Source organism: Erwinia typographi, from assembly GCF_000773975.1.
Lineage (GTDB): Bacteria > Pseudomonadota > Gammaproteobacteria > Enterobacterales > Enterobacteriaceae > Erwinia > Erwinia typographi.
The window spans coordinates 1-20523 of record NZ_JRUQ01000025.1 but is presented as its reverse complement, the minus strand read 5'-3'; the positions used below and the strand labels follow the sequence as shown (position 1 = coordinate 20523).

Sequence of the window (20523 nt, the reverse complement as noted above, 5' to 3'; positions counted from 1 at the left end):
TGATGACCGCCGATATGGACAATACCGAAAAGGTGGTCGGGCTGGTCGATGAATGCTGGCGGATGGGCCTCAAAGTGCTGCCGCCGGATATCAACTCCGGTCAGTATCAGTTCCACGTTAACGCGGATGGCGAAATTGTGTATGGCATCGGCGCGATTAAGGGCGTGGGGGAAGGCCCGATTGAGGCCATTATTGAAGCGCGTAACGAAGGCGGCTATTTTCGCGAGCTTTTCGATCTTTGCGCCCGTACGGATACCAAAAAGCTTAACCGTCGCGTGTTGGAAAAGCTGATTATGTCCGGTGCGTTTGACCGGCTTGGCCCGCACCGCGCGGCCTTGATGAGCGCGTTACCGGAGGCGCTGAAGGCCGCCGACCAGCACGCCAAAGCCGAGGCTATCGGCCAGGCTGATATGTTTGGCGTGCTGGCGGAAGAGCCGGAAGACATTGAAAAGTCGTATGCAGACGTCACGCCCTGGCCTGAACAGGTTCAGCTGGATGGCGAAAGAGAAACATTGGGTCTTTACTTAACCGGGCACCCGATCAATCAGTATTTGAAAGAGATCGAGCGCTACGTTGGGGGAATGCGCCTGAAAGACATGCACCCGACCGACCGTGGCAAAATGACCATGGCCGTCGGTCTGGTGGTGGCGGCCCGCGTAATGGTAACAAAACGCGGTAACCGGATCGGCATCTGCACGCTGGACGACCGTTCTGGTCGTCTTGAGGTGATGTTATTTACGGATGCGTTAGATAAGTTCCAGCATTTGTTGGAAAAAGACCGTATCCTGATCGTCAGCGGACAGGTCAGCTTCGATGACTTCAGCGGGGGGCTTAAAATGACCGCCCGCGATGTGATGGACATTGATGAAGCCCGCGAAAAATATGCGCGCGGACTTGCTATCTCGCTGACGGACAGGCAAATTGATGACCAGCTTTTGAACCGTCTCCGTCAATCACTGGAACCCCATCGTTCGGGGACTATTCCAGTACATCTCTACTATCAAAGAGAGGATGCGCGGGCGAAGCTGCGCTTTGGCGCAGCGTGGCGCGTGTCGCCCAGCGATCGCTTACTAAACGAGTTGCGCTCGCTGATTGGGTCGGAGCAGGTGGAACTGGAGTTTGACTAAAACAGGAATATTATGAGTCTTAATTACCTGGATTTCGAACAGCCAATCGCAGAACTTGAAGCAAAGATTGATTCGCTCAAGTCGGTTGGCCGTCAGGATGAAAAACTGGATATTAATCTGGATGAAGAAGTGCAGCGTCTGCGTGAAAAAAGCGTCGAGCTGACCCGTAAGATCTTCTCCGATTTGGGAGCATGGCAGATCGCGCAGCTCGCGCGTCACCCATTGCGTCCCTACACGCTGGACTATGTCCGCAACGTCTTTACGGATTTCGACGAGCTGGCTGGCGATCGCGCCTATGCGGATGATAAAGCCATTGTTGGCGGTATCGCTCGTCTGGATGGTCGCCCGGTGATGATCATTGGTCATCAGAAAGGCCGTGAAACCAAAGAGAAAATTCGCCGTAACTTCGGCATGCCTGCACCGGAAGGCTACCGTAAAGCCTTGCGTCTGATGGAGATGGCCGAGCGTTTCAATATGCCGATCGTGACCTTTATCGATACGCCGGGAGCCTATCCGGGAGTGGGGGCTGAAGAGCGCGGTCAGTCCGAGGCTATCGCACGCAACCTGCGTGAGATGTCTGGTCTGAAAGTGCCGGTGATCTGCACCGTTATCGGTGAGGGCGGTTCGGGCGGCGCGCTGGCTATCGGCGTGGGCGACAAAGTGAATATGCTGCAATACAGCACCTATTCGGTGATCTCGCCGGAAGGCTGCGCATCAATTCTGTGGAAAAGCGCCGATAAAGCGCCGCTGGCCGCCGAAGCGATGGGCATTATTGCTCCGCGTCTGAAAGAGCTGAAGCTGATTGATACCGTGATCCCAGAACCGTTGGGCGGCGCGCACCGCAACCCGCTGGCTATTGGTGAATCGCTGAAAGCGCAGCTGCTGGCAGACCTGGCCGATCTGGACGTGCTGAGTAAAGAAGAGCTGCTGGATCGTCGCTACCAGCGCCTGATGAACTACGGCTACGCCTGATCCCTGTACGCGGGAGAGCATTGCCTTTCCCGCGCATTTTGCCGCTGACTGGAAAAAGCGGTGAGCGCGCTCACTACATCTTCAGCACCATTCCTTTATAGTCATCTTCCCTGTCTCTTCTGATGACTTGTCATGACGAAAGAAATACCTGTTCCGCTCGAAAACGTCCGTTTGCGGCTGGAAGCCGTTCATGCTTCGCTTACTCCCGCAGAAAAGCGGCTGAATGGTTATCTTCTGCATAATATCGACAGCGTTATTCATCTGACCATCACCGAACTGGCGCGTGAGGCGGAAGTCAGCGTGGCGACCGTTACGCGACTCTGTCAGAACTGCGGCTATCGGGGCTACACTCAGCTGCGCATTCTGCTGGCGAAAGACCGGGTGGTGATCCCTCCTTCGGGCGAGGGCGGCGAGCTGGAGGTGAGCGATGAAATTAACGTTATTTGTAATAAGCTGACCGCTGCCTGCCAGCAGTCGCTGAGCGATACGCGACTTATGCTGGATAATGACGTGCTGCTGCAAAGCGCCGCGCTTATCGCCAACGCCAGCCGCGTTGATCTTTATGGTATCGGCGGCAGCGCGACCGTGGCGGTGGATATACGCCATAAGCTTTTAAAGCTCGGCGTGGCGGTGTCGGCATGGTCTGATAATGATTTGATGCTGATCTCCTCCGCTGGCCTTTCCACCAGGGATCTGGCGATCGGCGTTAGCCATACAGGACGCAGCGAACCGGTGGTTGCGGCTCTGCAAAGCGCCCGCGATGCGGGGGCTAAAACGCTCGCCCTGACCCACAATCCGCTGTCGCCCATAGCCCAGGCTGCCGATCTGGTGCTGAGCTATTCTGCCAAGACGACCGTTTTCTCCAGCGATTCAATGACCGGAAGACTGTCACAGCTGCTGATTGCAGATATCCTCTATACCATTATTGGCTATTCGCACTTTGAACGCTCCGCGCCGCGGGTGGATCGCGCCAACGAGCTGGCCAGCCGACGAAGGATTAATTAAGTTCATCCAGCCGTCGCCGCAAAATATCAAGAATGCCCGCATCAAAGGCGGCCTGGCGGTCTCGTGCGTGACAATATATACGGTGCGCCTGCCCGTCTGGCTGGATGGTCCGGCCTTGCGGGAAGGCGGTTGGCGGAGCGACTGGTATACCGAGGCGCTCCAGCGTCAGCAGTGCGGCGCCGCGTAATGACCCTTCCTCAACGGGGGAGACGGTCAGGGGCTCGCCGAGGCAGTCTGCCACAATTTGCGCCCATACCGGCGAGTTGCTGAAACCCGCGCCAGTGGCAATAATGTGCGGCGACGCGGGCCACGATTTTTCCAGCTGTTGCTTCAGAAACGCAAAGCGCAGGCCGACACTTTCCAGAGTGGCACGGTAAATCTCCAGCGGAGTGGTTCCCGCGTTTAGCCCCAGGATCGCCGCAGAACGCCCTTCGCTCCATGCCGGACTGCGTGATCCAAGGAAATAGGGCAGGATGGAAAGTCCGTGCGCGTCTGGCGTCATTGTGGCGATGCGCGCCTCCAGATCGACTGCCTCCTCTGGCGTAATAAGCTGTCTGGCCCAGGCCGCAGAGTTTCCGCCCTCCGACAGCGCCATTCCTCCGGCGAAGCGCTGCGCGTCTACCCGATAGCACCACATCGCCGGATCGTTAAGCTCAACGCTTTCCGCTTGCCATACGCGACGCATTGAACCGCTGGTGCCCAGCATCAGCACCAGTGACTCCTCGTCCTGAGCACCAACGCCGATATTTGAACAGGCACCGTCGCCCCATGCTGGAAACCACGGGATAGTTGCCAGTCGCGGCCAGCGGGTGGCCCATTTGGGCAGCAGCTGTCGCCGGGGAGCTTCGCTGATAGCTGGCAGAGTGGCCCGATCAACGTGGGCGATTGAGGTTGCCAGCGGCGACCATATTTGCTGATTGATATCGAGCAGGCCGCTACCGGAAGCCATCGACAACGAAGTGGACATCTCGCCGAATAGCATCAGAAACAGTAAGTCGGCGGCCGAAAGCCAGTGACGCGTCTGCTGAACGACCTCAGGATGGGCTTTTTCCAGCCAGCGCAACCGCGCGGGCCAGAAGCTGGAATGAACCGGACAGCCAGTGGTGCGGTGTAATTTTCCGGTAATGCCGGAAAACTTCAGCGCGGCGGCTTCGTGCGCGGCGCGTCCGTCGGCCCAGGTGATAACTGGCGTAACTGGCCGCTGGTGAGCGTCAATGCCCACCAGGCTGTGCCAGAAGGTGCTGATACCGACGGCAACGATCTCGCTGCCGTCGTTCGGTTGCGTCAGTAACGCATCCAGTGCTGAAAACAGGTCGGCAAACAGCGACTCGCAGGCCAGCGTGGCTCTGCCGCTCAGGTCCGTATCCAGTTGGTAGCTGCGGCGAACACAGTCGCCGATCGGGTTGCCTGCCATATCGAACAGTGAAACCCGTAGCGAAGACGACCCCATGTCAATCGCCAGAACCGTAGCGGACTGCGTCATTGTTATGCCTCTTTATTCAACGGCGGACGGAAGCAGGCCAGCATCACGGCACCGATAACGAAAGAGGTACCAAGGAACAGCAAACCGGCGCGCGGCGTACCCGTCCAGTCCACCAGTGATCCGACGATCCACGGCCCTAAAAAGCCGCCAAGATTGCCCACCGAATTGATAGCCGCCAGCCCAACTGCCGCTGAAAGCCCGCTTAAAAAGGCGGTAGGGATCGTCCACCATACGGCAATGTAGCCATAAGCCGCTATTGAAATCAGGCACAGCCACAGCATCGACAGCCAGGTATTGCTGGTGACCGCCAGTAAATACATGCCTGCAGCACCGATAGTGATGACGGTAATCACATGCCATTTTCGCTCCATTGTGCGGTCGGAATGCCAGCCGTTAATCAGCATGGCGACGCCGCCTACCAGCGTCGGGATCACCACCAGAAAACCGATGACCGTATTGGAGAAGTGCTGCTGGAAACCTTTGATCAGCGTCGGCATCCAGAAAGTAATGCCGTAAATCGCCATGACGATCCAGACATAGGTGATAGCCAGATACAGTACGTGGCGATTGGCCAGGATCTTCCACCAGTGCAAATCACGCACCTGAGACTGGCGATGTTCCTCATTCAGCTCATGGGTTATCCAGGCCTTTTCCTCTGCCGTCAGCCACTTCACTTCGTTTGGCGTATCCCTGAGCACAAACAGGGTAGTGATACCCAGCACAACCGCCGGGATGCCTTCCAGCAGGATCATCCAGCGCCAGCCCTGCATATTCATCCAGTCGGCGTGATCCATAATAAAACCGCTCAGCGGCGCGCCCAGGCAGTTACAGGCAATCTGCGCCAGGAAAAAAGTCGCCATTGCGCTGGCGCGGTAGCGTCGCGGAAACCAGAACGTCAGATAAAATGCGATGCCGGGAAAGAAGCCCGCCTCTGCCGCCCCAAGTAAAAATCGTAAAATATAGAGATGATAAACAGAGGTCACGAAAGCGGTTATTATTGCCACGACGCCCCAGCTTATTAATATGCGCGCTATCCATTTTCTGGCGCCGAATTTATTTAAGGCAATATTACTCGGGACTTCAAACAGGAAATAGCCAATAAAAAATATGCTGGCGACCATGCCGAACTGCCCTGGCGTAATACCGAGGCTGCTGTTCATTTGCAACGCGGCATAGCTGATATTGGTGCGATCGAGATAGGCAATCGCATACAGTAGCAATAAATAGGGGATCAGCCTGCGGCGTATTTTTTTTATTGTCAGATCCTGACTGGCGAGCACGGGCGTCTCTCCAACCGATGTTGAGAGTGTAGGGTTCACGATGTCCTCCTGGTATTGTATTTTTGGAGAATGCCCTGTTTGACAGGTGCGTTTTTTATTACAGGTTGTTCAGGTTATCTTTACTCACGACTACTGCAAATTGGCATGACGTCGATCCAATTGGGCGTCAGCCTGGCCGCGCAAGTGTTGAACCCGCCAGGCCATTGCATCTCCGGCCAGCAGCAGCGACTGTTCAAACAGCGATCCGGCGTGCTGGCTGGTTGGAACCTGGCTACGGGCGGGTAGCACCAGGGTCAGATCGGCCTGAATGGTTGGCGCTTCCGCCGCGCTGATCAGAGCAATCGATGCGCCAGCTTTGCGAGCGGCGGCAATATGCGACAATGTGGCGGGCGTTTTAGCTGAGGACGACACCGCAACCAACCATTCCCCTGCGGCAATGGCGGGCGTGCTGCTTTCCCCCGCCACGTAAACCTTCAGGCCAATATGCATCAGGCGGATCGCCAGCGCTTTCACCATCAGGCCAGAACGCCCCTGGCCGCTGAAAAACACGGCGGGTGCCTGGTGTAAAATATCCGCCAGCGCGTTTAGCTGCGTACCATCAATCTGCGCGGTCATTGCGCCCAGCTCATCCACCACCTGCTGCAAGCGCTGTCCGGTTTGCCATTCACTCATGATTTTTCTCCATTGCGAACCACCGCATGTCCGCCAATCACCCCCCGCAGGGCGGCAATGCTTTTCATCGCTGGCGAGTCTTCCTGCTGGGAGCGGAAACGCGCCTGGAGTGCGGCGCTGATCGCCGGCGTTGGCACCCGCAGGCGAATTGCCTCTTCGACGGTCCAGCGGCCCATGCCGGAATCGGCAGCGTAGCCTTTGATCCCCTCCAGTTTTGGATCTTCGGCCAGGGCCTCCAGCATTTTTTCCAGCAGGTGCGAGCGGATGGAGCAGCCGCTCTGCCACGCCTGCATTGCGCCGGTAATATCCACCTCAATGTCGGAGGCTGACAGCAGTTCATACCCTTCAGCGTAGGCCTGCATCAGAGCGTACTCCACGCCGTTATGCACCGCCTTGCTGAAGTGCCCGGCACCGCTGTTGCCAACTCGCGCCCAGGCGCCTTTTGCCGCCAGCGCTTCAAATATCGGACGCAGATAATCTACCAGACGCGGCTCGGCGCCAATCAGCAAACCGCAGCCTTCTCTTGCTCCCTGAGTGCCGCCGCTGACGCCCGTGTCCACCAGAACGACGCCATTTTTCTGTAGCGCTTTTGCGCGACGCAGCGTATCGCGGAAATCGGAATTGCCGCCGTCAACCAAGATATCGTCTGCCGATAAAAGCGATCCCAGCGAATCGATGACCGATTCCGTCGCCTGGCCCGGCGGCGTCATCAGCCAGATAACGCGAGGCGAGGGCAGCTGTGCAATACACGCTTCAAGGGAAGTGGCTACGGTAAGGCCTTCCTGCTCCCCTTTGGCCATCGCCTGCTCATTTTTATCAACGGATATGACCTCGTGACCCGCTGTCAGCAGCCGTCCGACCATGGCGAAACCCATCTTACCCAGTCCGACAAAACCCAGTTTCATTTCATTACTCCAGCCGTAGTTAATGTAATTAGAAAATAAGTTCGGCATGGGAATAAGTAAAGATGTAAATAAATTTCCTTCTTTTCAGCTTTAAGAAAATAAATTTCTTAATTTTTTTAAAATATTTTCTGATGGTTAGGTTATACGATGATTTAAGGTAAAGGATGCTTACCATTCTGAAGCTGTTTTATTTAGCCGTTTTTATTTTCGGTGACCTTGTCCGTTACATTATTTTAAATTGCTCAGGGTTTATTGCTGAGTGAGTCACCGTGGCATTATCGCCGCCTGTGAGAGGTATCCGGGCGAACAGGGCGCCGAAAAAGGCAGCGAATCCGTGTGGAAAAACGCGGCAGCAGACCACACTCAGGACAAGACTTGATTGATCAGGGTGGAATTTTCTGCCCTCAAACCCCATTTTCGCTATGCTTACCCCTTGCACATGATGATCAGGAGGTAAGCATTGAATATTATCGCGATAATGGGGCCGCATAACGCATTTTATAAAGATGAACCCATTCGTGAGCTGGACGGGGCGCTGAACGCCCAGGGATTCCAGACCATCTACCCGAAAGATGCCAGCGACCTGCTGAAACTGATTGAGCACAATCCGCGGATCTGCGGCGTGATTTTCGACTGGGATGAATACAGTCAGGATCTTTGCAGCGAAATCCAGCTGCTGAATGAATACCTGCCGCTGTATGCCTTTATCAATACGCATTCCAGCATGGATGTCAGCATCAACGAGATGCGCATGTCCATGTGGTTCTTTGAATATGGTCTGGGCATTTCAGAAGAGATCGCCCAGCGCATCCGCCAGTACACCAATGAATATATCGACACCATCACGCCTCCGCTGACCAAAGCACTCTTCAACTATGTGAAAGAAGGGAAATACACCTTCTGTACGCCGGGGCATATGGCCGGAACGGCCTTTCAGAAAAGCCCGGTCGGCACGCTGTTCTATGATTTCTTTGGCGCCAACACGCTGAAGGCGGACATCTCGATCTCGGTGACCGAGCTGGGGTCGCTGCTGGATCATACCGGCCCACATCTGGAGGCCGAAGAGTATATCGCACGCACCTTTGGCGCCGAGCAGAGCTACATGGTGACTAACGGCACCTCCACTTCCAACAAAATCGTGGGGATGTACGCGGCAGCGGCAGGCAGCACGGTGCTGATCGATCGAAACTGCCACAAATCGCTGACTCATCTGCTGATGATGAGCGACATTATCCCTGTCTGGCTGAAACCTACCCGTAACGCGCTAGGCATCCTGGGCGGCATCCCGAAACGTGAATTCACCAAAGAGAGCATTGCGCTGAAGGTAGCACAGACTGAACGCGCTACGTGGCCGGTACATGCGGTGATCACCAACTCGACCTATGACGGGCTGCTCTATAACACCCAATACATCAAGGAAACGCTGGATGTTCCCTCAATCCACTTCGATTCCGCCTGGGTGCCTTACACCAATTTCCATCCTATTTATCAGGGGCTAAGCGGCATGAGCGGCGAGCGCACGCCGGGCAAAGTCATCTATGAAACGCAGTCGACCCATAAACTGCTGGCCGCATTTTCTCAGGCTTCACTGATCCACATTAAGGGCGATTATGACGAGCAGACCTTTAATGAAGCTTACATGATGCATACCACTACTTCGCCGAATTATTCGATTGTCGCCTCGATTGAGACGGCGGCGGCGATGCTGCGGGGTAATCCGGGCAAGCGCCTGATAAACCGTTCTGTTGAACGCGCGCTGCATTTCCGCCGTGAGATTCAGCGCCTGCGCGAAGAGTCCGAAGGCTGGTTCTTTGATATCTGGCAGCCGGAAGGCGTGGATGAACCAGAGTGCTGGGCCATTCAGCCGGGAGACGAAGACTGGCACGGCTTTATGGAGGCGGATGCCGACCATATGTACCTCGATCCGATCAAGGTGACGATCCTGACGCCGGGCATGAGCGAACGGGGCGTGATGGCTGACGAGGGGATCCCGGCGGCGCTGGTGGCAAAATATCTCGACGAGCGGGGCGTGGTGGTGGAAAAAACCGGCCCTTACAATCTGCTGTTCCTGTTCAGCATTGGTATCGATAAAACCAAAGCTATGAGCGTGCTGCGTGGGCTGACCGAATTCAAACGGGCTTACGATCTTAATCTGCGGGTCAGTAACATGCTGCCGGATCTTTATGCGCAGGACCCTGATTTCTATCGCACTATGCGGATTCAGGACCTGGCGCAGGGTATCCACCGTTTAATCCGTGAGCACGATCTCCCCAGGCTGATGCTACAGGCTTTTGCCACGCTACCTGAGATGAAACTGACGCCGCACCAGATGTTCCAGCAGCAGGTGAAAGGGAACGTCGAAACGGTGGAGCTCGCTCAGCTGGTGGGGCGCGTTTCGGCCAATATGATCCTGCCCTATCCGCCGGGGGTGCCCGTGGTCATGCCCGGCGAAATGATCACCGAAGAAAGCCGGGCGGTTCTCGACTTTCTGCTGATGCTCTGCACCATTGGCAAACACTATCCGGGCTTTGAAACCGATATCCACGGTGCGAAGCTGACGGAGGATGGACGCTACCTGGTGCGGGTATGGCGAAGCGAGGCGGAATAGTTCCGGAATTGTGCCATTGTCGGCGCGTCCTGGCCTGCGTAAGGTAGGGCCCAGTAGTCATTATCAAGGAATTACTATGTTAGGAATTAAGCAGGTTCACCACATTGCTATCATTGCCAGCCAGTATCCGGTCAGTAAGGCTTTTTACTGCGACATTCTGGGCTTTACCCTGACAGACGAGGTGTACCGTGAGGCCCGGGACTCCTGGAAAGGGGATCTGGCCCTCAATGGCCAGTACACCATTGAGCTGTTCTCTTTCCCGTTCCCGCCGTCAAGGCCTACTCACCCCGAGGCGTGCGGCCTGCGCCATCTGGCGTTTAGCGTTGACGATGTTGATGCCGCGAAAAGCTATCTGGAATCTCGCGGCGTGGCCTGCGAGGCAATCCGCGTCGATCCCATTACTGGCAAGCGCTTTACTTTCTTCTCAGATCCGGATGGTTTGCCGCTGGAGCTGTATCAGGCGTAATATAGCGCCATTGCGATCCGGCCAACTTTGGCCGGATTATCCTGCCCGGCTACGGAACTTTGATGTCACTGCTCTCACTTGTACAGCACCTGGATGGACAGCAGCACCTGCTGGTAGGCTTCAGCGGCGGGCTGGACTCATCCGTCCTGCTGCATCAGCTGGTTACGCTGCGCGAGCAGCAGAGCGAGCTGCGGCTGCGGGCCATCCACGTTCACCACGGCCTGAACCCGCTGGCGGACGGCTGGGTGCAGCATTGCCAGCAGCAGTGTCAGCGCTGGCAGGTCGAACTGACTGTGGTTCGGGTGACGCTTGATGCGAGCGAGCAGGGCGTGGAGGCTGCCGCCCGCGCCGCCCGCTACCAGGCTTTTAGCGCATCCCTCCGGCCTGGCGAATGCCTGCTGACCGCGCAGCACCAGGACGATCAGTGTGAAACGCTGCTGCTGGCGCTGAAGCGGGGAAGCGGGCCAGCGGGCCTGGCCGGAATGCCCGCTAAGGGCAGACTGGGAGCGAATCTCCATCTGCGTCCGCTGTTGTCCCACACTCGTCTTCAGCTGGAAGCCTGGGCGGCGCAACATCGGCTAAGCTGGATCGAGGATGACAGCAATGAGGACGTGCGCTTTGACCGTAATTTTCTGCGGCAGAGGGTGATCCCCGAACTGGCCGCCCGCTGGCCGCACTTTAGCCGGGCGGTTGCCCGTAGCGCCATGCTGTGCGGTGAGCAGGAGCAACTGCTGGATGAGCTGCTGGCCGAATCCCTCGGTGAACTGGTAGACGATGCAGGCAGCCTGTGCTGGCCGCCGTTGCTGACGATGAGCGAGGCGAAGAGAGCGGCGCTCATCCGGCGCTGGATTGGCTTGCAGCAGGGGGTGATGCCTTCCAGAGAGTCGCTGCGTCGCATCTGGCTGGAGGTGGCCTGTAGCAGTCAGGATGCCGAACCTCGCCTGCGGCTCGGCCAGTTTGAGGTCAGGCGCTTCCGCGACCGACTCTACTGGCTGGCGTTGACCCAGCCGACAAGCGAGCTTGTTGTTGGCTGGTCAGCCGCCGCTGATACGCTAAATTTGCCCGCGGGGTTAGGCCAGCTAAAGCGGGGCGAGAAGGGGATGAAGGTGCGGGCGCCGGGCGCGGCAGAAAAGGTCAGCGTGCGCTTCCAGGCTCACGGGAAATTCCATCTCGTTGGCAGGACTGGCAGCCGCTCGCTGAAGAAAATCTGGCAGGAGAAGGAGATCCCGCCGTGGCAGCGCGATCGTACCCCGCTGCTGTTTTATAACGAGACGCTGATTGCCGCCGTTGGCGTGTTCGTTACGCGTGAAGGCGAACCCGGAGAGCAGGCAGGCTGGCGTTTGCAGTGGATAAAACAGACTTTTTAGAAAGGGATGGGGCGGAAAGAAGGATTTCCGCCCGGAGAGTTAATCAGATTCGCTGACTACCACGGTACCCAGCTCAGGGTGGCTGAAGCTGGCGATGTGGTCAAGCCGCAGTTCGCGAACCTCACCGGAAAGGTCGATAGCCAGGTATTCGACATTCTTTCGTGACACCATATCGGTGGCTTTAGCCTTCAGTTTTTCACCGTTTTTCAGTTCCAGCACCAGCATCCAGCTGTTCTGGCAGGCGAGTTCCAGGTTGTCGTAATCATCGCAGTTTATCGGTTTATAGGCTTCATTCGTCAACATAATCGCTCACCAATAAGTTTGCAGCAGCAAAAGCTGCCTGTTCCCTGATGGAAGAGTGTAGCTCAGGATTGGCCGCTACCTCGTCAAGTGCTTTCAACACGCAACCTAATGCGTCCGGCACGTATCCCAGATCGCCGCTGCCGATTTCAGCGTACTTGCGGCGAACTAATTCACAATACTTTTGCATTTGCACCTCACTCAGAGTTTTCTCTGGCTATTTTACGACTATAACACAGCCTTTTGCGTGAAATCAGCCCACCGGCGAGTGATTTGCTGTGTCAACGGGTTACAATAGCAGCCAATGCAGATAAGGAACCCTATGGCACTCAAAGCAACCATTTATAAAGCAACGGTCAACGTTGCAGATATGGACAGAAATGTTTTTATCGACAGCAGCCTGACGCTGGCCCGCCACCCATCGGAAACTGAAGAGCGGCTGATGTTGCGACTGTTAGCCTGGCTGATGAACGCGCATGAGCGCCTGGTCTTTACCCGTGGCCTCAGTGCGGAAGATGAGCCAGAAATCTGGCTGATGAACGATCATAACGGTATTGAGCTATGGGTTGAGCTGGGGCTGCCGGAAGAGCGAAGAGTAAAACGCGCCTGCAATCGCTCCGCCAGCGTTGTTTTGTATACTTACAACGGACGGGCAGCGCAAATCTGGTGGCAGCAGAACCAGAGCAAGCTGGCGCAGCAGGAGAATCTGAGCATACGCTTTATTGATGACCAGCAGCTGAAAGCGTTAACCCAGCTAGCTTCCCGCTCAATGACTCTCCAGGCGACCCTCCAGGATGGCACTATCTGGCTCTCAGATCAGCAAAACCACCTGGAACTTCGCTTTACAGACTGGCTGGTTAACGGCAAGCTGATATGATTATTTTGTCACGCAGCGTCACAATCCCGGACAGTGAGCTGGAGCTGACGGCGATCAGGGCCCAGGGAAATGGCGGGCAGAACGTCAATAAAAGTTCGACGGCTATCCATCTGCGTTTTGATATTCGCGCTTCCAGCCTGCCCGAGTTTTATAAAGAGCGGCTGCTTTGTGCCAGTCACCATTTAATTACGCCGGAGGGCGTGGTGATCATCAAGGCGCAGGAATATCGCAGCCAGGAGATGAACCGTGAGGCGGCGCTGAAAAGGCTGGAGAATCTGATTCAGGAATTGACCGTGGTAGAGAAAGCGCGGCGTGCAACACGCCCTACGCTCGCGTCAAAAAAACGTCGGCTTGAGGTAAAAGCCCGCAAAGCCACAACCAAATCGCTGCGTGGTAAAATGCGCGGTATCCCGGATTAAGCAGGAGGATTGGATGAAAAAAGTCGTCATAGCGATACTGGTGACGCTGTTTGTTGGGTCACTGTTGGGGTGCCAGAATCATGATTCTGTTTCGGCACCGCAAACCCCGGAGACGATGGCGCAGCAGTTTCAGGGGGTGATCCCCTGTGCGGATTGCCAGGGTATTAAGGTGTCGTTATCTCTACAGCAGGGAGGGCGCTACACGCTGAACGAATTCTATCTGGGCTCAGACAACGTGCAAACCACCACGCAGGGGCGCTGGACGAGAACCGCCGAGAAACTGGTGTTGATTTCGGATCAGGGAGAAAAACGTTATTTCCGACCGCTGGATAATGGGCTGGAGATGATGGATACCGAGGGGAATCCTATTGAATCGGTTAACAGTTACCGGCTGGCGTCGGTGAAATCCTGACGTTGAGTAAACGAGGGGCGGATAGGGTATTCTCCGCCCCTCGTTTTATCAGGCTGCGCCGATCTCGCTGACCAGGAAATCGAGAATCTCGGCGGTCTTGATCATCCGCTTCTCTCCTTCGCGACGGGATTTATACTCAATCTCTTCGCTGTCTAAGTTACGGTCGCCGATAACGATAGTGTGCGGCACGCCGATCAGCTCCATATCTGCAAACATCACGCCCGGACGCTCTTTACGATCGTCCAGAATCACCTCAATCCCTTTGGCGCGCAGCTGAGCGTAAAGCTCTTCCGCCAGCTCTTTCACGCGGAAAGATTTATGCATGTTCATTGGCAGGATCGCCACCTGGAAAGGGGCGAGGGCCGCAGGCCAGATAATACCGCGATCGTCATGATTCTGCTCAATCGCGGCGGCAACGATACGCGTAATGCCAATGCCATAGCAGCCCATGGTGAGGATCTGATTGCGGCCATCTTCACCCTGTACCGCCGCTTTCATCGCTTCGGAGTACTTGGTTCCCAGCTGGAAAATGTGGCCGACTTCAATACCGCGTTTAATTTGTAGCGTACCTTTCCCGTCCGGACTCGGATCGCCTTCGACCACGTTACGGATGTCCGCCACATGCGGCAGCGGCAGGTCTCGCTGCCAGTTGATGCCGGTAAAATGCTTACCGTCAACGTTGGCGCCAGCGCTGAAGTCGCTCATTACCGCAACGGTACGGTCAATCACGATGGGGATAGTCAGGCCGACAGGTCCCAGCGAGCCAGGGCCTGCGCCTACGGCGGCACGAATCTCTTCTTCGGTCGCGAAGGTCAGCGGTGCGGCTACCTGATCCAGCTTTTCAGCTTTGACTTCGTTCAGCTCATGGTCGCCGCGCACCAGCAGGGCAACCAGCGTGTGACCGCTCTCTTTGGTGGCTTTAACGATCAGCGTCTTAACGGTTTTCTCAATCGGCAGGCCAAACTGTTCGACCAGTGCGGCGATAGTTTTAGCGTCTGGCGTATCAATTTCCTGCATCGCCTGCTTAGCGTCTGCGCGGCCGCCTGCTGGCGCAACCGCCTCGGCAAACTCAATGTTAGCCGCATAGTCAGACTCGGTGGAGAAGATCACATCATCCTCACCGCTCTGGGCCAGCACCTGAAACTCATGCGAGGCGCTGCCGCCGATTGAACCGGTATCGGCCTGGACCGCGCGGAAATCCAGCCCCATCCGCCGGAAGCTCTGGCTGTAGGCACGGTACATCTCATCGTAGGTTTCCTGCAAAGACTCCTGCGAAGCGTGGAAAGAGTAAGCATCTTTCATGATGAACTCACGCGAGCGCATCACGCCAAAGCGCGGGCGAACTTCGTCACGGAATTTAGTCTGGATCTGGAACACGTTCAGCGGTAGCTGCTTGTAAGAGCTCAGCTCGTTACGGATCAGATCGGTCACCACTTCTTCGTGCGTCGGGCCAAGAACAAACGGGCGATCGCCACGATCGACAAAGCGCAGCAGCTCCGGGCCGTACTGCTCCCAGCGTCCACTCTCCTGCCACAGATCGGCGGGCTGAACAACCGGCATGGAGATCTCAATCGCACCGGCGTTGTTCATCTCTTCACGCACGATGTTTTCAATTTTTTTCAGGACGCGCAGACCGGTTGGCAGCCAGATATATAAACCGGAGGCCAGCTTACGGATCATCCCGGCACGCAGCATCAGCTGGTGGCTGATCACTTCGGCATCGGCAGGCGTCTCCTTTTGGGTGGAGAGCAGATATTGAGTAGTACGCATGAGTTACGATTCCATTTAAGCGGAAAGCTGTTCGAAGTAAGCAGAGCCAAAAAAATTCTGGCGGCTAGTGTACCAGCGTGGCGGAAGACTCAAAAGATGCAGGGGAATAAATTAACGGGGATCTAAGGCGATGACTACGGTTCCGGCGGCGTTGACGCACCAGCGAACGTTGAAATCCAGCAGCCAGGCCGCGTACTCACGGTCGGGTTCCTCCCCTTTACGGTAGGCCGGGCGGGGATCCTGAGCCAGAACCTCGCTAATAAAACGTGCAAGATTAGGGTGGCGTTGGCTGTGTACGGCAAGCTGCTGTGCCGCCTGCGCTGAAAATGTGACCGGCATGGCTGCTGCCGGGGCCTGTTGAGCAAACCCTGCCTGCGCCTCAGGCAGCGATTCGGCGAAGGGTAAATAGGGTTTGATGTCGACGACCGGCGTACCATCCACCAGGTCCAGGCTGCCCAGCTCAAGGATCGCGCCGCCTTTTTCTGTCCGTATGCCCTTCAGCTCAACCAGCGACATGCCAATCGGATTGGGCCGGAAGGTGGAACGCGTGGCAAAAACGCCCATTCGGGCATTGCCGCCCAGGCGGGGAGGGCGAACGGTAGGTCGCCAGCCGCCTTCCATCGTCTGATGAAAGATAAACAGCAGCCACAGATGGCTGAAGGCTTCCAGGCCGCGAACGGCTTCAGGCTGGTTGTAGGGGGCCTGAAGGTGCAGTTCTCCGCCGCCATCCTGAATCAGGCCTGGCTGGCGCGGGACGGCAAATTTCTCCTTCCAGGGGGAGTGAACGGTGCCGATCTGCTGGAAGGAAAATGTACTCATTGATTGCTGACTTTCAGCGCAGAGCCCTGGCAGACGGCCTGACGGTAGCAGCCCTGGGCATTGCTGACGACTTCACACTGGTGCACCAGCACCGCGTTGGCTTTCATTGAGGACGCGCGGATCTGCATTCTTTTGCGGGCGGTATTGATATTTGGCGGCGAGCTTTGCGCGCTGGCCTGGCAATCATCGCCATAAACTTCACCCAGATCGCGGAAAGGTTTGCTCACCAGATCGCTGGCGTCAGTATACAGTTTTACCGGAACAGGGCGTGGCGCTGGCTTAATGTGTTCAGGCTGAGTTTGCGTAGTCTGCTTAAAGGGTTCGACGGGTTTATAAGGTTTTTGCATCAGCGAACACCCTGTCAGCGAAAGGGCTAACAAACAGAGCGATAAAACACGCATGGGACCATCCTCATCTTCGGTAAAAGTGGCGTTATTGAAACAAGCCTTCAGGGAAATAACAAGCGCTTAAAAAGGCAAAAAGCGGGCGAGAGCCCGCTTTGTAGTGCGAAAAGCTGATGTGCGGTTATCGCAGCAGCAGGCCGTATTACCAGCCTTTCACCGCGCCACCGTTGAAGATCTTGTTCGCCGCCGCGCTCACTTCGTCAGACTGGTAGGCCTGAACGAATTTCTTCACGTTTTCCGCGTCTTTGTTATCTTCACGCGCCACAATCAGGTTCACGTAAGGAGATTCCTTGTCTTCAACGAAGATGCCGTCTTTTTCCGGCGTCAGGTTGATCTGGCTGGCATAGGTGGTGTTAATTACCGCCAGCGCAATCTGCTGATCGTCCAGCGAACGCGGCAGCTGTGGCGCTTCCAGCTCAACCAGCTTGATGTTTTTCGGGTTCTCAACCACATCCAGAGAGGTCGGCAGCAGGCCAGTGCCCTCTTTCAGTTTGATCAGGCCCTCTTTCTGCAACAGCAGCAGTGAACGGCCCAGGTTGGTTGGATCGTTAGGGATGGCAATCTGAGCGCCGTTTTGCAGCTCGTCCAGCGATTTGATCTTCTTCGAGTAGCCCGCGATAGGGTAAACAAAGGTATTGCCCACTGGCGTCAGCTTATAGCCGCGATCTTTGATCTGCTGGTCCAGGTAAGGCTTATGCTGGAAGGCGTTAACATCGATATCGCCTTTGCTCAGCGCTTCGTTCGGCAGCACGTAATCGTTGAAGGTGACCAGCTCAACGTCCAGGCCATATTTATCCTTCGCGACCTGTTTAGCGACTTCAGCCACCTGCTGTTCAGCGCCGACAATCACGCCAACTTTAATATGGTTTTGATCTTTCTCTTTCTGATCGCAACCTACCAGCGCCAGAGTACCAATCAGCGCGCCTACAGCGGCCAATGTTTTAAAGTTAAAAGACATATCCCTTCCTTAATTTAAGCAAACCGTTGTTTATTTGTGAGTGACAGCGCGTGCAATGCGGTCGCCACAAAACTGAATCAAATACACTAATATCACCAACAACACTAATACCGTATTCATCACCGTGGCGTTATAGCCAATATAACCATACTGAATACCAATCTGACCCAGACCGCCAGCACCAACGGCGCCGCCCATTGCGGAATAGCCAACCAGGGTAATCAGGGTAATGGTTGCGGCATTAATTAGCCCCGGCAGCGCTTCGGGTAAAAGCACTTTTTTCACGATCTGTAGCGGTGTGGCGCCCATAGCCCTTGAGGCTTCAATCAGTCCGGTCGGCAGTTCAAGCAGCGTATTTTCAACCATACGGGCAATAAACGGCGCGGCGCCGATAGTCAGGGGCACGATGGCCGCCTGCAAACCAATCGAAGTGCCAACGATGGCGCGGGTGAACGGAATCATCCACACCAGCAAAATAATAAAGGGGATCGCGCGGAAAATATTCACCAGCGCGGAGAGTGAGCGGTACAGCGCACGGCTTTCGATAATCTGCCCGGGTCGGGTAACGTAGAGCAGTACCCCCAGCGGCAGGCCGATAACAAAGCCGAAGAAGCCGGAGACAAAGGTCATGACCAGCGTCTCCCAGACGCCCCGGCAGAGAAGAAGGATCATCGCCTCAGACATAACCTAATACCTCAACCTTTACATGGTGCTCTTTCAGGAACGCAATGGCACCCTGAGTATCCGCCTCAGTGCCATGCATTTCAGTAAGCATAATGCCAAACTTCACGCCGCCTGCGTAATCCATCTGGGCACTGATAATATTGTTGTTGACGTTAAAACGGCGGGCTGACTCGGAAAGCAGAGGTGCGTCGACAGACTGGCCGGTGAATTCCAGGCGTAGTAAAGGCACGCTGTTCGGCCGGTTTTCGGCAGAGAGGCGGGCTCTGTAGTCTTCTGGTATATCAAGATGCAGAGTTGACTGAATAAACTGCTGCGCCAGCGGCGTTTTCGGGTGCGAGAACACTTCGCTGACCGTATTCTGCTCGATCAGCTCGCCATTGCTGATCACCGCAACGCGATCGCAGATCCGCTTTACTACGTCCATTTCATGGGTGATCAGCAGGATCGTGATGCCGAGACGGCGGTTGATATCCTTCAGCAGTTCGAGGATCGAACGGGTGGTTGCCGGATCGAGGGCGCTGGTGGCCTCATCGCACAGCAGAACCTTTGGATTGGTCGCCAGCGCACGGGCAATCGCCACGCGCTGTTTTTGGCCGCCAGAAAGATTGGCGGGCCAGGAGTCCTGCTTGTCGGCCAGACCAACCAGCTCAAGCAGCTCTTTGACGCGGGCGTTGATTTCGCCCTTTGACAGCTTGCCTAACTCCAGCGGCAGGGCCACGTTGCCAGCAACGGTACGGGAGTTCATCAGGTTAAAGTGCTGGAAGATCATGCCAATCTGCCGACGAGCCTGAGTTAGCTGGCCTTCAGATAAATGGGTCAGGTCCTGATTGTCGACCAGCACGCTGCCGGACGTTGGGCGTTCAAGCAGATTCACGCAGCGGATCAGGGTGCTTTTCCCTGCGCCCGATGAGCCAATCACGCCATAAATTTGTCCGGCGGGCACATGCAGGCTGACGTCAGACAGCGCTGTAATAGTGCGTGTACCCAGCTGGAACACTTTGGTGATAGAGTTAAGTTTTATCATTTTATTATCGTAGTGCAGTTATCCGTGGCGTGGTGTAAGCGCTCCGCCCCAGGGGCGAAATACGGGTGGATGGTAAGGCATCCAGACGGCTAAATCAATCAAAGTCATTCAATCTGCCATTCTCACCTTGAGCGCAATCATGCGATACTCTACGGCAACTTTAGTAGCAGGAGTTTCTACGTGACAGACAAAGTTCCCGCCATATTTCTGGATCGTGACGGTACGATAAATGTGGATCATGGTTACATTCATGAGATCGATAATTTTCAGTTTATTGAGGGCGCCATCGAGGCCATGCATGAGCTGAAAAAGATGGGCTTCGCGCTGGTGATGGTGACTAACCAGTCAGGGATTGCGCGCGGCATTTTCTCGGAAGATGATTTTATGCAGCTTACTGAGTGGATGGACTGGTCGCTGGCTGACCGTGATGTTGACCTTGATGGCATCTACTTTTGTCCGCACCACCCGGAAGCAGTAACAGAAGAGTATCGTCAGCAGTGCGACTGCCGTAAGCCGCAACCGGGGATGCTGTTGTCCGCACAGAAAGAGCTGAACATCGATATGGCGGCTTCTTATATGGTTGGCGATAAAATTGATGACATGCTGGCGGGTAAGGCGGCCGGTGTCGGAAGGACGGTATTAGTCCGCAGCGGTAAGCCGGTAACGGCGGAAGGAGAAAATGCCGCGGATTGGGTGATTAACAGCCTTGCAGATCTGCCTGCCCGCATCAGACAGGGCTAAAAAGCAGCGTTATGAACGAAGTTTCATCGAACGGTAAAAAAACTTCAGATTTGTGCTTGCCTTCCCACGGCGCATCCCTATAATGCGCCTCCATCGAACGGCAATGAGCAAGCGCTCAGCGTGCTGAAAGATGAAGAGAAAAATCCTGATTTAAGGGGTTGACTCTGAAAGAGGAAAGCGTAATATACGCCACCTCGCAGTAAGGCCTCGGGCCCTTGCCGCACCGCTCT

The 20523-nt window shown here is 55.6% G+C and carries 22 protein-coding genes; 10 read left to right on the top strand and 12 right to left on the bottom strand.

Features of this window, described 5'->3' with window-relative positions; genetic code table 11:
• From NG99_RS06990 to NG99_RS06980, 3 genes are all read left to right on the top strand, one after another.
• The coding region (locus tag NG99_RS06990; protein ID WP_034890091.1) for a helix-hairpin-helix domain-containing protein at nucleotides 1-1127 on the top strand (1127 nt) is incomplete at its 5' end.
• A 12-nt stretch (nucleotides 1128-1139) separates the two neighbouring features.
• Nucleotides 1140-2099, top strand: a complete 960-nt coding sequence (gene accA / locus NG99_RS06985; RefSeq protein WP_034890088.1) for an acetyl-CoA carboxylase carboxyl transferase subunit alpha — start codon at nucleotides 1140-1142, stop codon at nucleotides 2097-2099.
• Nucleotides 2100-2231: 132 nt separating this feature from the next.
• The gene (locus NG99_RS06980) at nucleotides 2232-3104 is read left to right on the top strand and encodes a MurR/RpiR family transcriptional regulator (RefSeq protein ID WP_052130585.1); all 873 of its coding nucleotides are present in this window, start codon (nucleotides 2232-2234) and stop codon (nucleotides 3102-3104) included.
• On the opposite strand, the gene NG99_RS06975 is transcribed toward NG99_RS06980, so the two are convergent.
• The 4 genes from NG99_RS06975 to NG99_RS06960 form a co-directional block, all read right to left on the bottom strand.
• Nucleotides 3097-4587 (bottom strand): gluconokinase, encoded by a 1491-nt coding sequence (locus NG99_RS06975; RefSeq protein ID WP_052130584.1) that lies wholly within the window; start codon nucleotides 4585-4587, stop codon nucleotides 3097-3099. The two genes, NG99_RS06980 and NG99_RS06975, sit on opposite strands and share 8 nt — an antisense overlap.
• 2 nt (nucleotides 4588-4589) lie before the next feature.
• A complete protein-coding gene (locus NG99_RS06970; RefSeq protein ID WP_198138744.1) occupies nucleotides 4590-5906 on the bottom strand; it encodes an MFS transporter in 1317 nt (438 codons plus the stop codon).
• 90 nt (nucleotides 5907-5996) lie between these two features.
• Complete coding sequence (locus tag NG99_RS06965; protein WP_034890082.1) at nucleotides 5997-6539, bottom strand: phosphoheptose isomerase family protein; 543 nt, start codon at nucleotides 6537-6539, stop codon at nucleotides 5997-5999.
• Entirely contained in the window at nucleotides 6536-7444 is a 909-nt protein-coding gene (locus NG99_RS06960; protein ID WP_034890098.1) for an NADP(+)-dependent, decarboxylating phosphogluconate dehydrogenase, read from the bottom strand. Before NG99_RS06960 ends, NG99_RS06965 begins: the two co-directional genes overlap by 4 nt.
• A gap of 460 nt (nucleotides 7445-7904) precedes the next feature.
• Between NG99_RS06960 and NG99_RS06955 the strand changes: the two genes are divergently transcribed.
• The 3 genes from NG99_RS06955 (at nucleotide 7905) to tilS (ending at nucleotide 11885) form a co-directional block, all read left to right on the top strand.
• Nucleotides 7905-10052 carry a lysine decarboxylase LdcC gene (locus tag NG99_RS06955; protein ID WP_034890080.1) on the top strand — a complete coding sequence of 716 codons (2148 nt, stop codon included), beginning with the start codon at nucleotides 7905-7907 and terminating at the stop codon, nucleotides 10050-10052.
• 76 nt (nucleotides 10053-10128) lie between these two features.
• Nucleotides 10129-10518 carry a VOC family protein gene (locus NG99_RS06950; RefSeq protein WP_034890077.1) on the top strand — a complete coding sequence of 130 codons (390 nt, stop codon included), beginning with the start codon at nucleotides 10129-10131 and terminating at the stop codon, nucleotides 10516-10518.
• A gap of 62 nt (nucleotides 10519-10580) precedes the next feature.
• On the top strand, nucleotides 10581-11885 hold the full coding sequence (gene tilS / locus NG99_RS06945) for a tRNA lysidine(34) synthetase TilS (RefSeq protein WP_034890074.1): 1305 nt from the start codon (nucleotides 10581-10583) through the stop codon (nucleotides 11883-11885).
• 39 nt (nucleotides 11886-11924) lie between these two features.
• On the opposite strand, the gene rof is transcribed toward tilS, so the two are convergent.
• Nucleotides 11925-12188, bottom strand: coding sequence for a Rho-binding antiterminator (gene rof / locus NG99_RS06940; protein ID WP_034890072.1), 264 nt, complete (start codon nucleotides 12186-12188; stop codon nucleotides 11925-11927).
• Entirely contained in the window at nucleotides 12175-12375 is a 201-nt protein-coding gene (locus NG99_RS06935) for a YaeP family protein (protein ID WP_034890070.1), read from the bottom strand. Before NG99_RS06935 ends, rof begins: the two co-directional genes overlap by 14 nt.
• A 132-nt stretch (nucleotides 12376-12507) precedes the next feature.
• On the opposite strand from NG99_RS06935, the gene NG99_RS06930 reads away from it, so the two are divergent.
• From NG99_RS06930 to NG99_RS06920, 3 genes are read left to right on the top strand one after another with little or no spacing between them, the layout of a single operon-like run.
• Nucleotides 12508-13062 (top strand): YaeQ family protein, encoded by a 555-nt coding sequence (locus NG99_RS06930; protein WP_034890067.1) that lies wholly within the window; start codon nucleotides 12508-12510, stop codon nucleotides 13060-13062.
• On the top strand, nucleotides 13059-13481 hold the full coding sequence (gene arfB, locus NG99_RS06925; RefSeq protein WP_034890064.1) for an alternative ribosome rescue aminoacyl-tRNA hydrolase ArfB: 423 nt from the start codon (nucleotides 13059-13061) through the stop codon (nucleotides 13479-13481). Before NG99_RS06930 ends, arfB begins: the two co-directional genes overlap by 4 nt.
• 13 nt (nucleotides 13482-13494) lie before the next feature.
• Entirely contained in the window at nucleotides 13495-13893 is a 399-nt protein-coding gene (locus tag NG99_RS06920) for a copper resistance protein NlpE N-terminal domain-containing protein (RefSeq protein ID WP_052130583.1), read from the top strand.
• A gap of 48 nt (nucleotides 13894-13941) precedes the next feature.
• Here the strand turns inward: NG99_RS06920 and proS are convergent, their stop codons facing one another.
• The 6 genes from proS to metN all read right to left on the bottom strand — a co-directional run bounded on the left by proS (nucleotide 13942) and on the right by metN (nucleotide 19552).
• Entirely contained in the window at nucleotides 13942-15663 is a 1722-nt protein-coding gene (gene proS / locus NG99_RS06915) for a proline--tRNA ligase (protein WP_034890062.1), read from the bottom strand.
• A gap of 111 nt (nucleotides 15664-15774) precedes the next feature.
• On the bottom strand, nucleotides 15775-16482 hold the full coding sequence (gene tsaA / locus NG99_RS06910) for a tRNA (N6-threonylcarbamoyladenosine(37)-N6)-methyltransferase TrmO (protein ID WP_034890059.1): 708 nt from the start codon (nucleotides 16480-16482) through the stop codon (nucleotides 15775-15777).
• A complete protein-coding gene (gene rcsF, locus NG99_RS06905) occupies nucleotides 16479-16883 on the bottom strand; it encodes an Rcs stress response system protein RcsF (RefSeq protein ID WP_034890056.1) in 405 nt (134 codons plus the stop codon). The genes tsaA and rcsF overlap by 4 nt, the downstream gene beginning before the upstream one ends.
• A gap of 145 nt (nucleotides 16884-17028) precedes the next feature.
• Nucleotides 17029-17844, bottom strand: a complete 816-nt coding sequence (locus NG99_RS06900) for a MetQ/NlpA family lipoprotein (protein ID WP_034890054.1) — start codon at nucleotides 17842-17844, stop codon at nucleotides 17029-17031.
• A gap of 30 nt (nucleotides 17845-17874) precedes the next feature.
• Nucleotides 17875-18528, bottom strand: coding sequence for a methionine ABC transporter permease MetI (locus tag NG99_RS06895; protein WP_034890051.1), 654 nt, complete (start codon nucleotides 18526-18528; stop codon nucleotides 17875-17877).
• Complete coding sequence (metN, locus tag NG99_RS06890; protein ID WP_034890049.1) at nucleotides 18521-19552, bottom strand: methionine ABC transporter ATP-binding protein MetN; 1032 nt, start codon at nucleotides 19550-19552, stop codon at nucleotides 18521-18523. Before metN ends, NG99_RS06895 begins: the two co-directional genes overlap by 8 nt.
• A gap of 180 nt (nucleotides 19553-19732) precedes the next feature.
• On the opposite strand from metN, the gene gmhB reads away from it, so the two are divergent.
• Nucleotides 19733-20293 carry a D-glycero-beta-D-manno-heptose 1,7-bisphosphate 7-phosphatase gene (gene gmhB, locus NG99_RS06885; RefSeq protein ID WP_034890045.1) on the top strand — a complete coding sequence of 187 codons (561 nt, stop codon included), beginning with the start codon at nucleotides 19733-19735 and terminating at the stop codon, nucleotides 20291-20293.
• The last annotated feature ends 230 nt before the right edge of the window (nucleotides 20294-20523 follow it).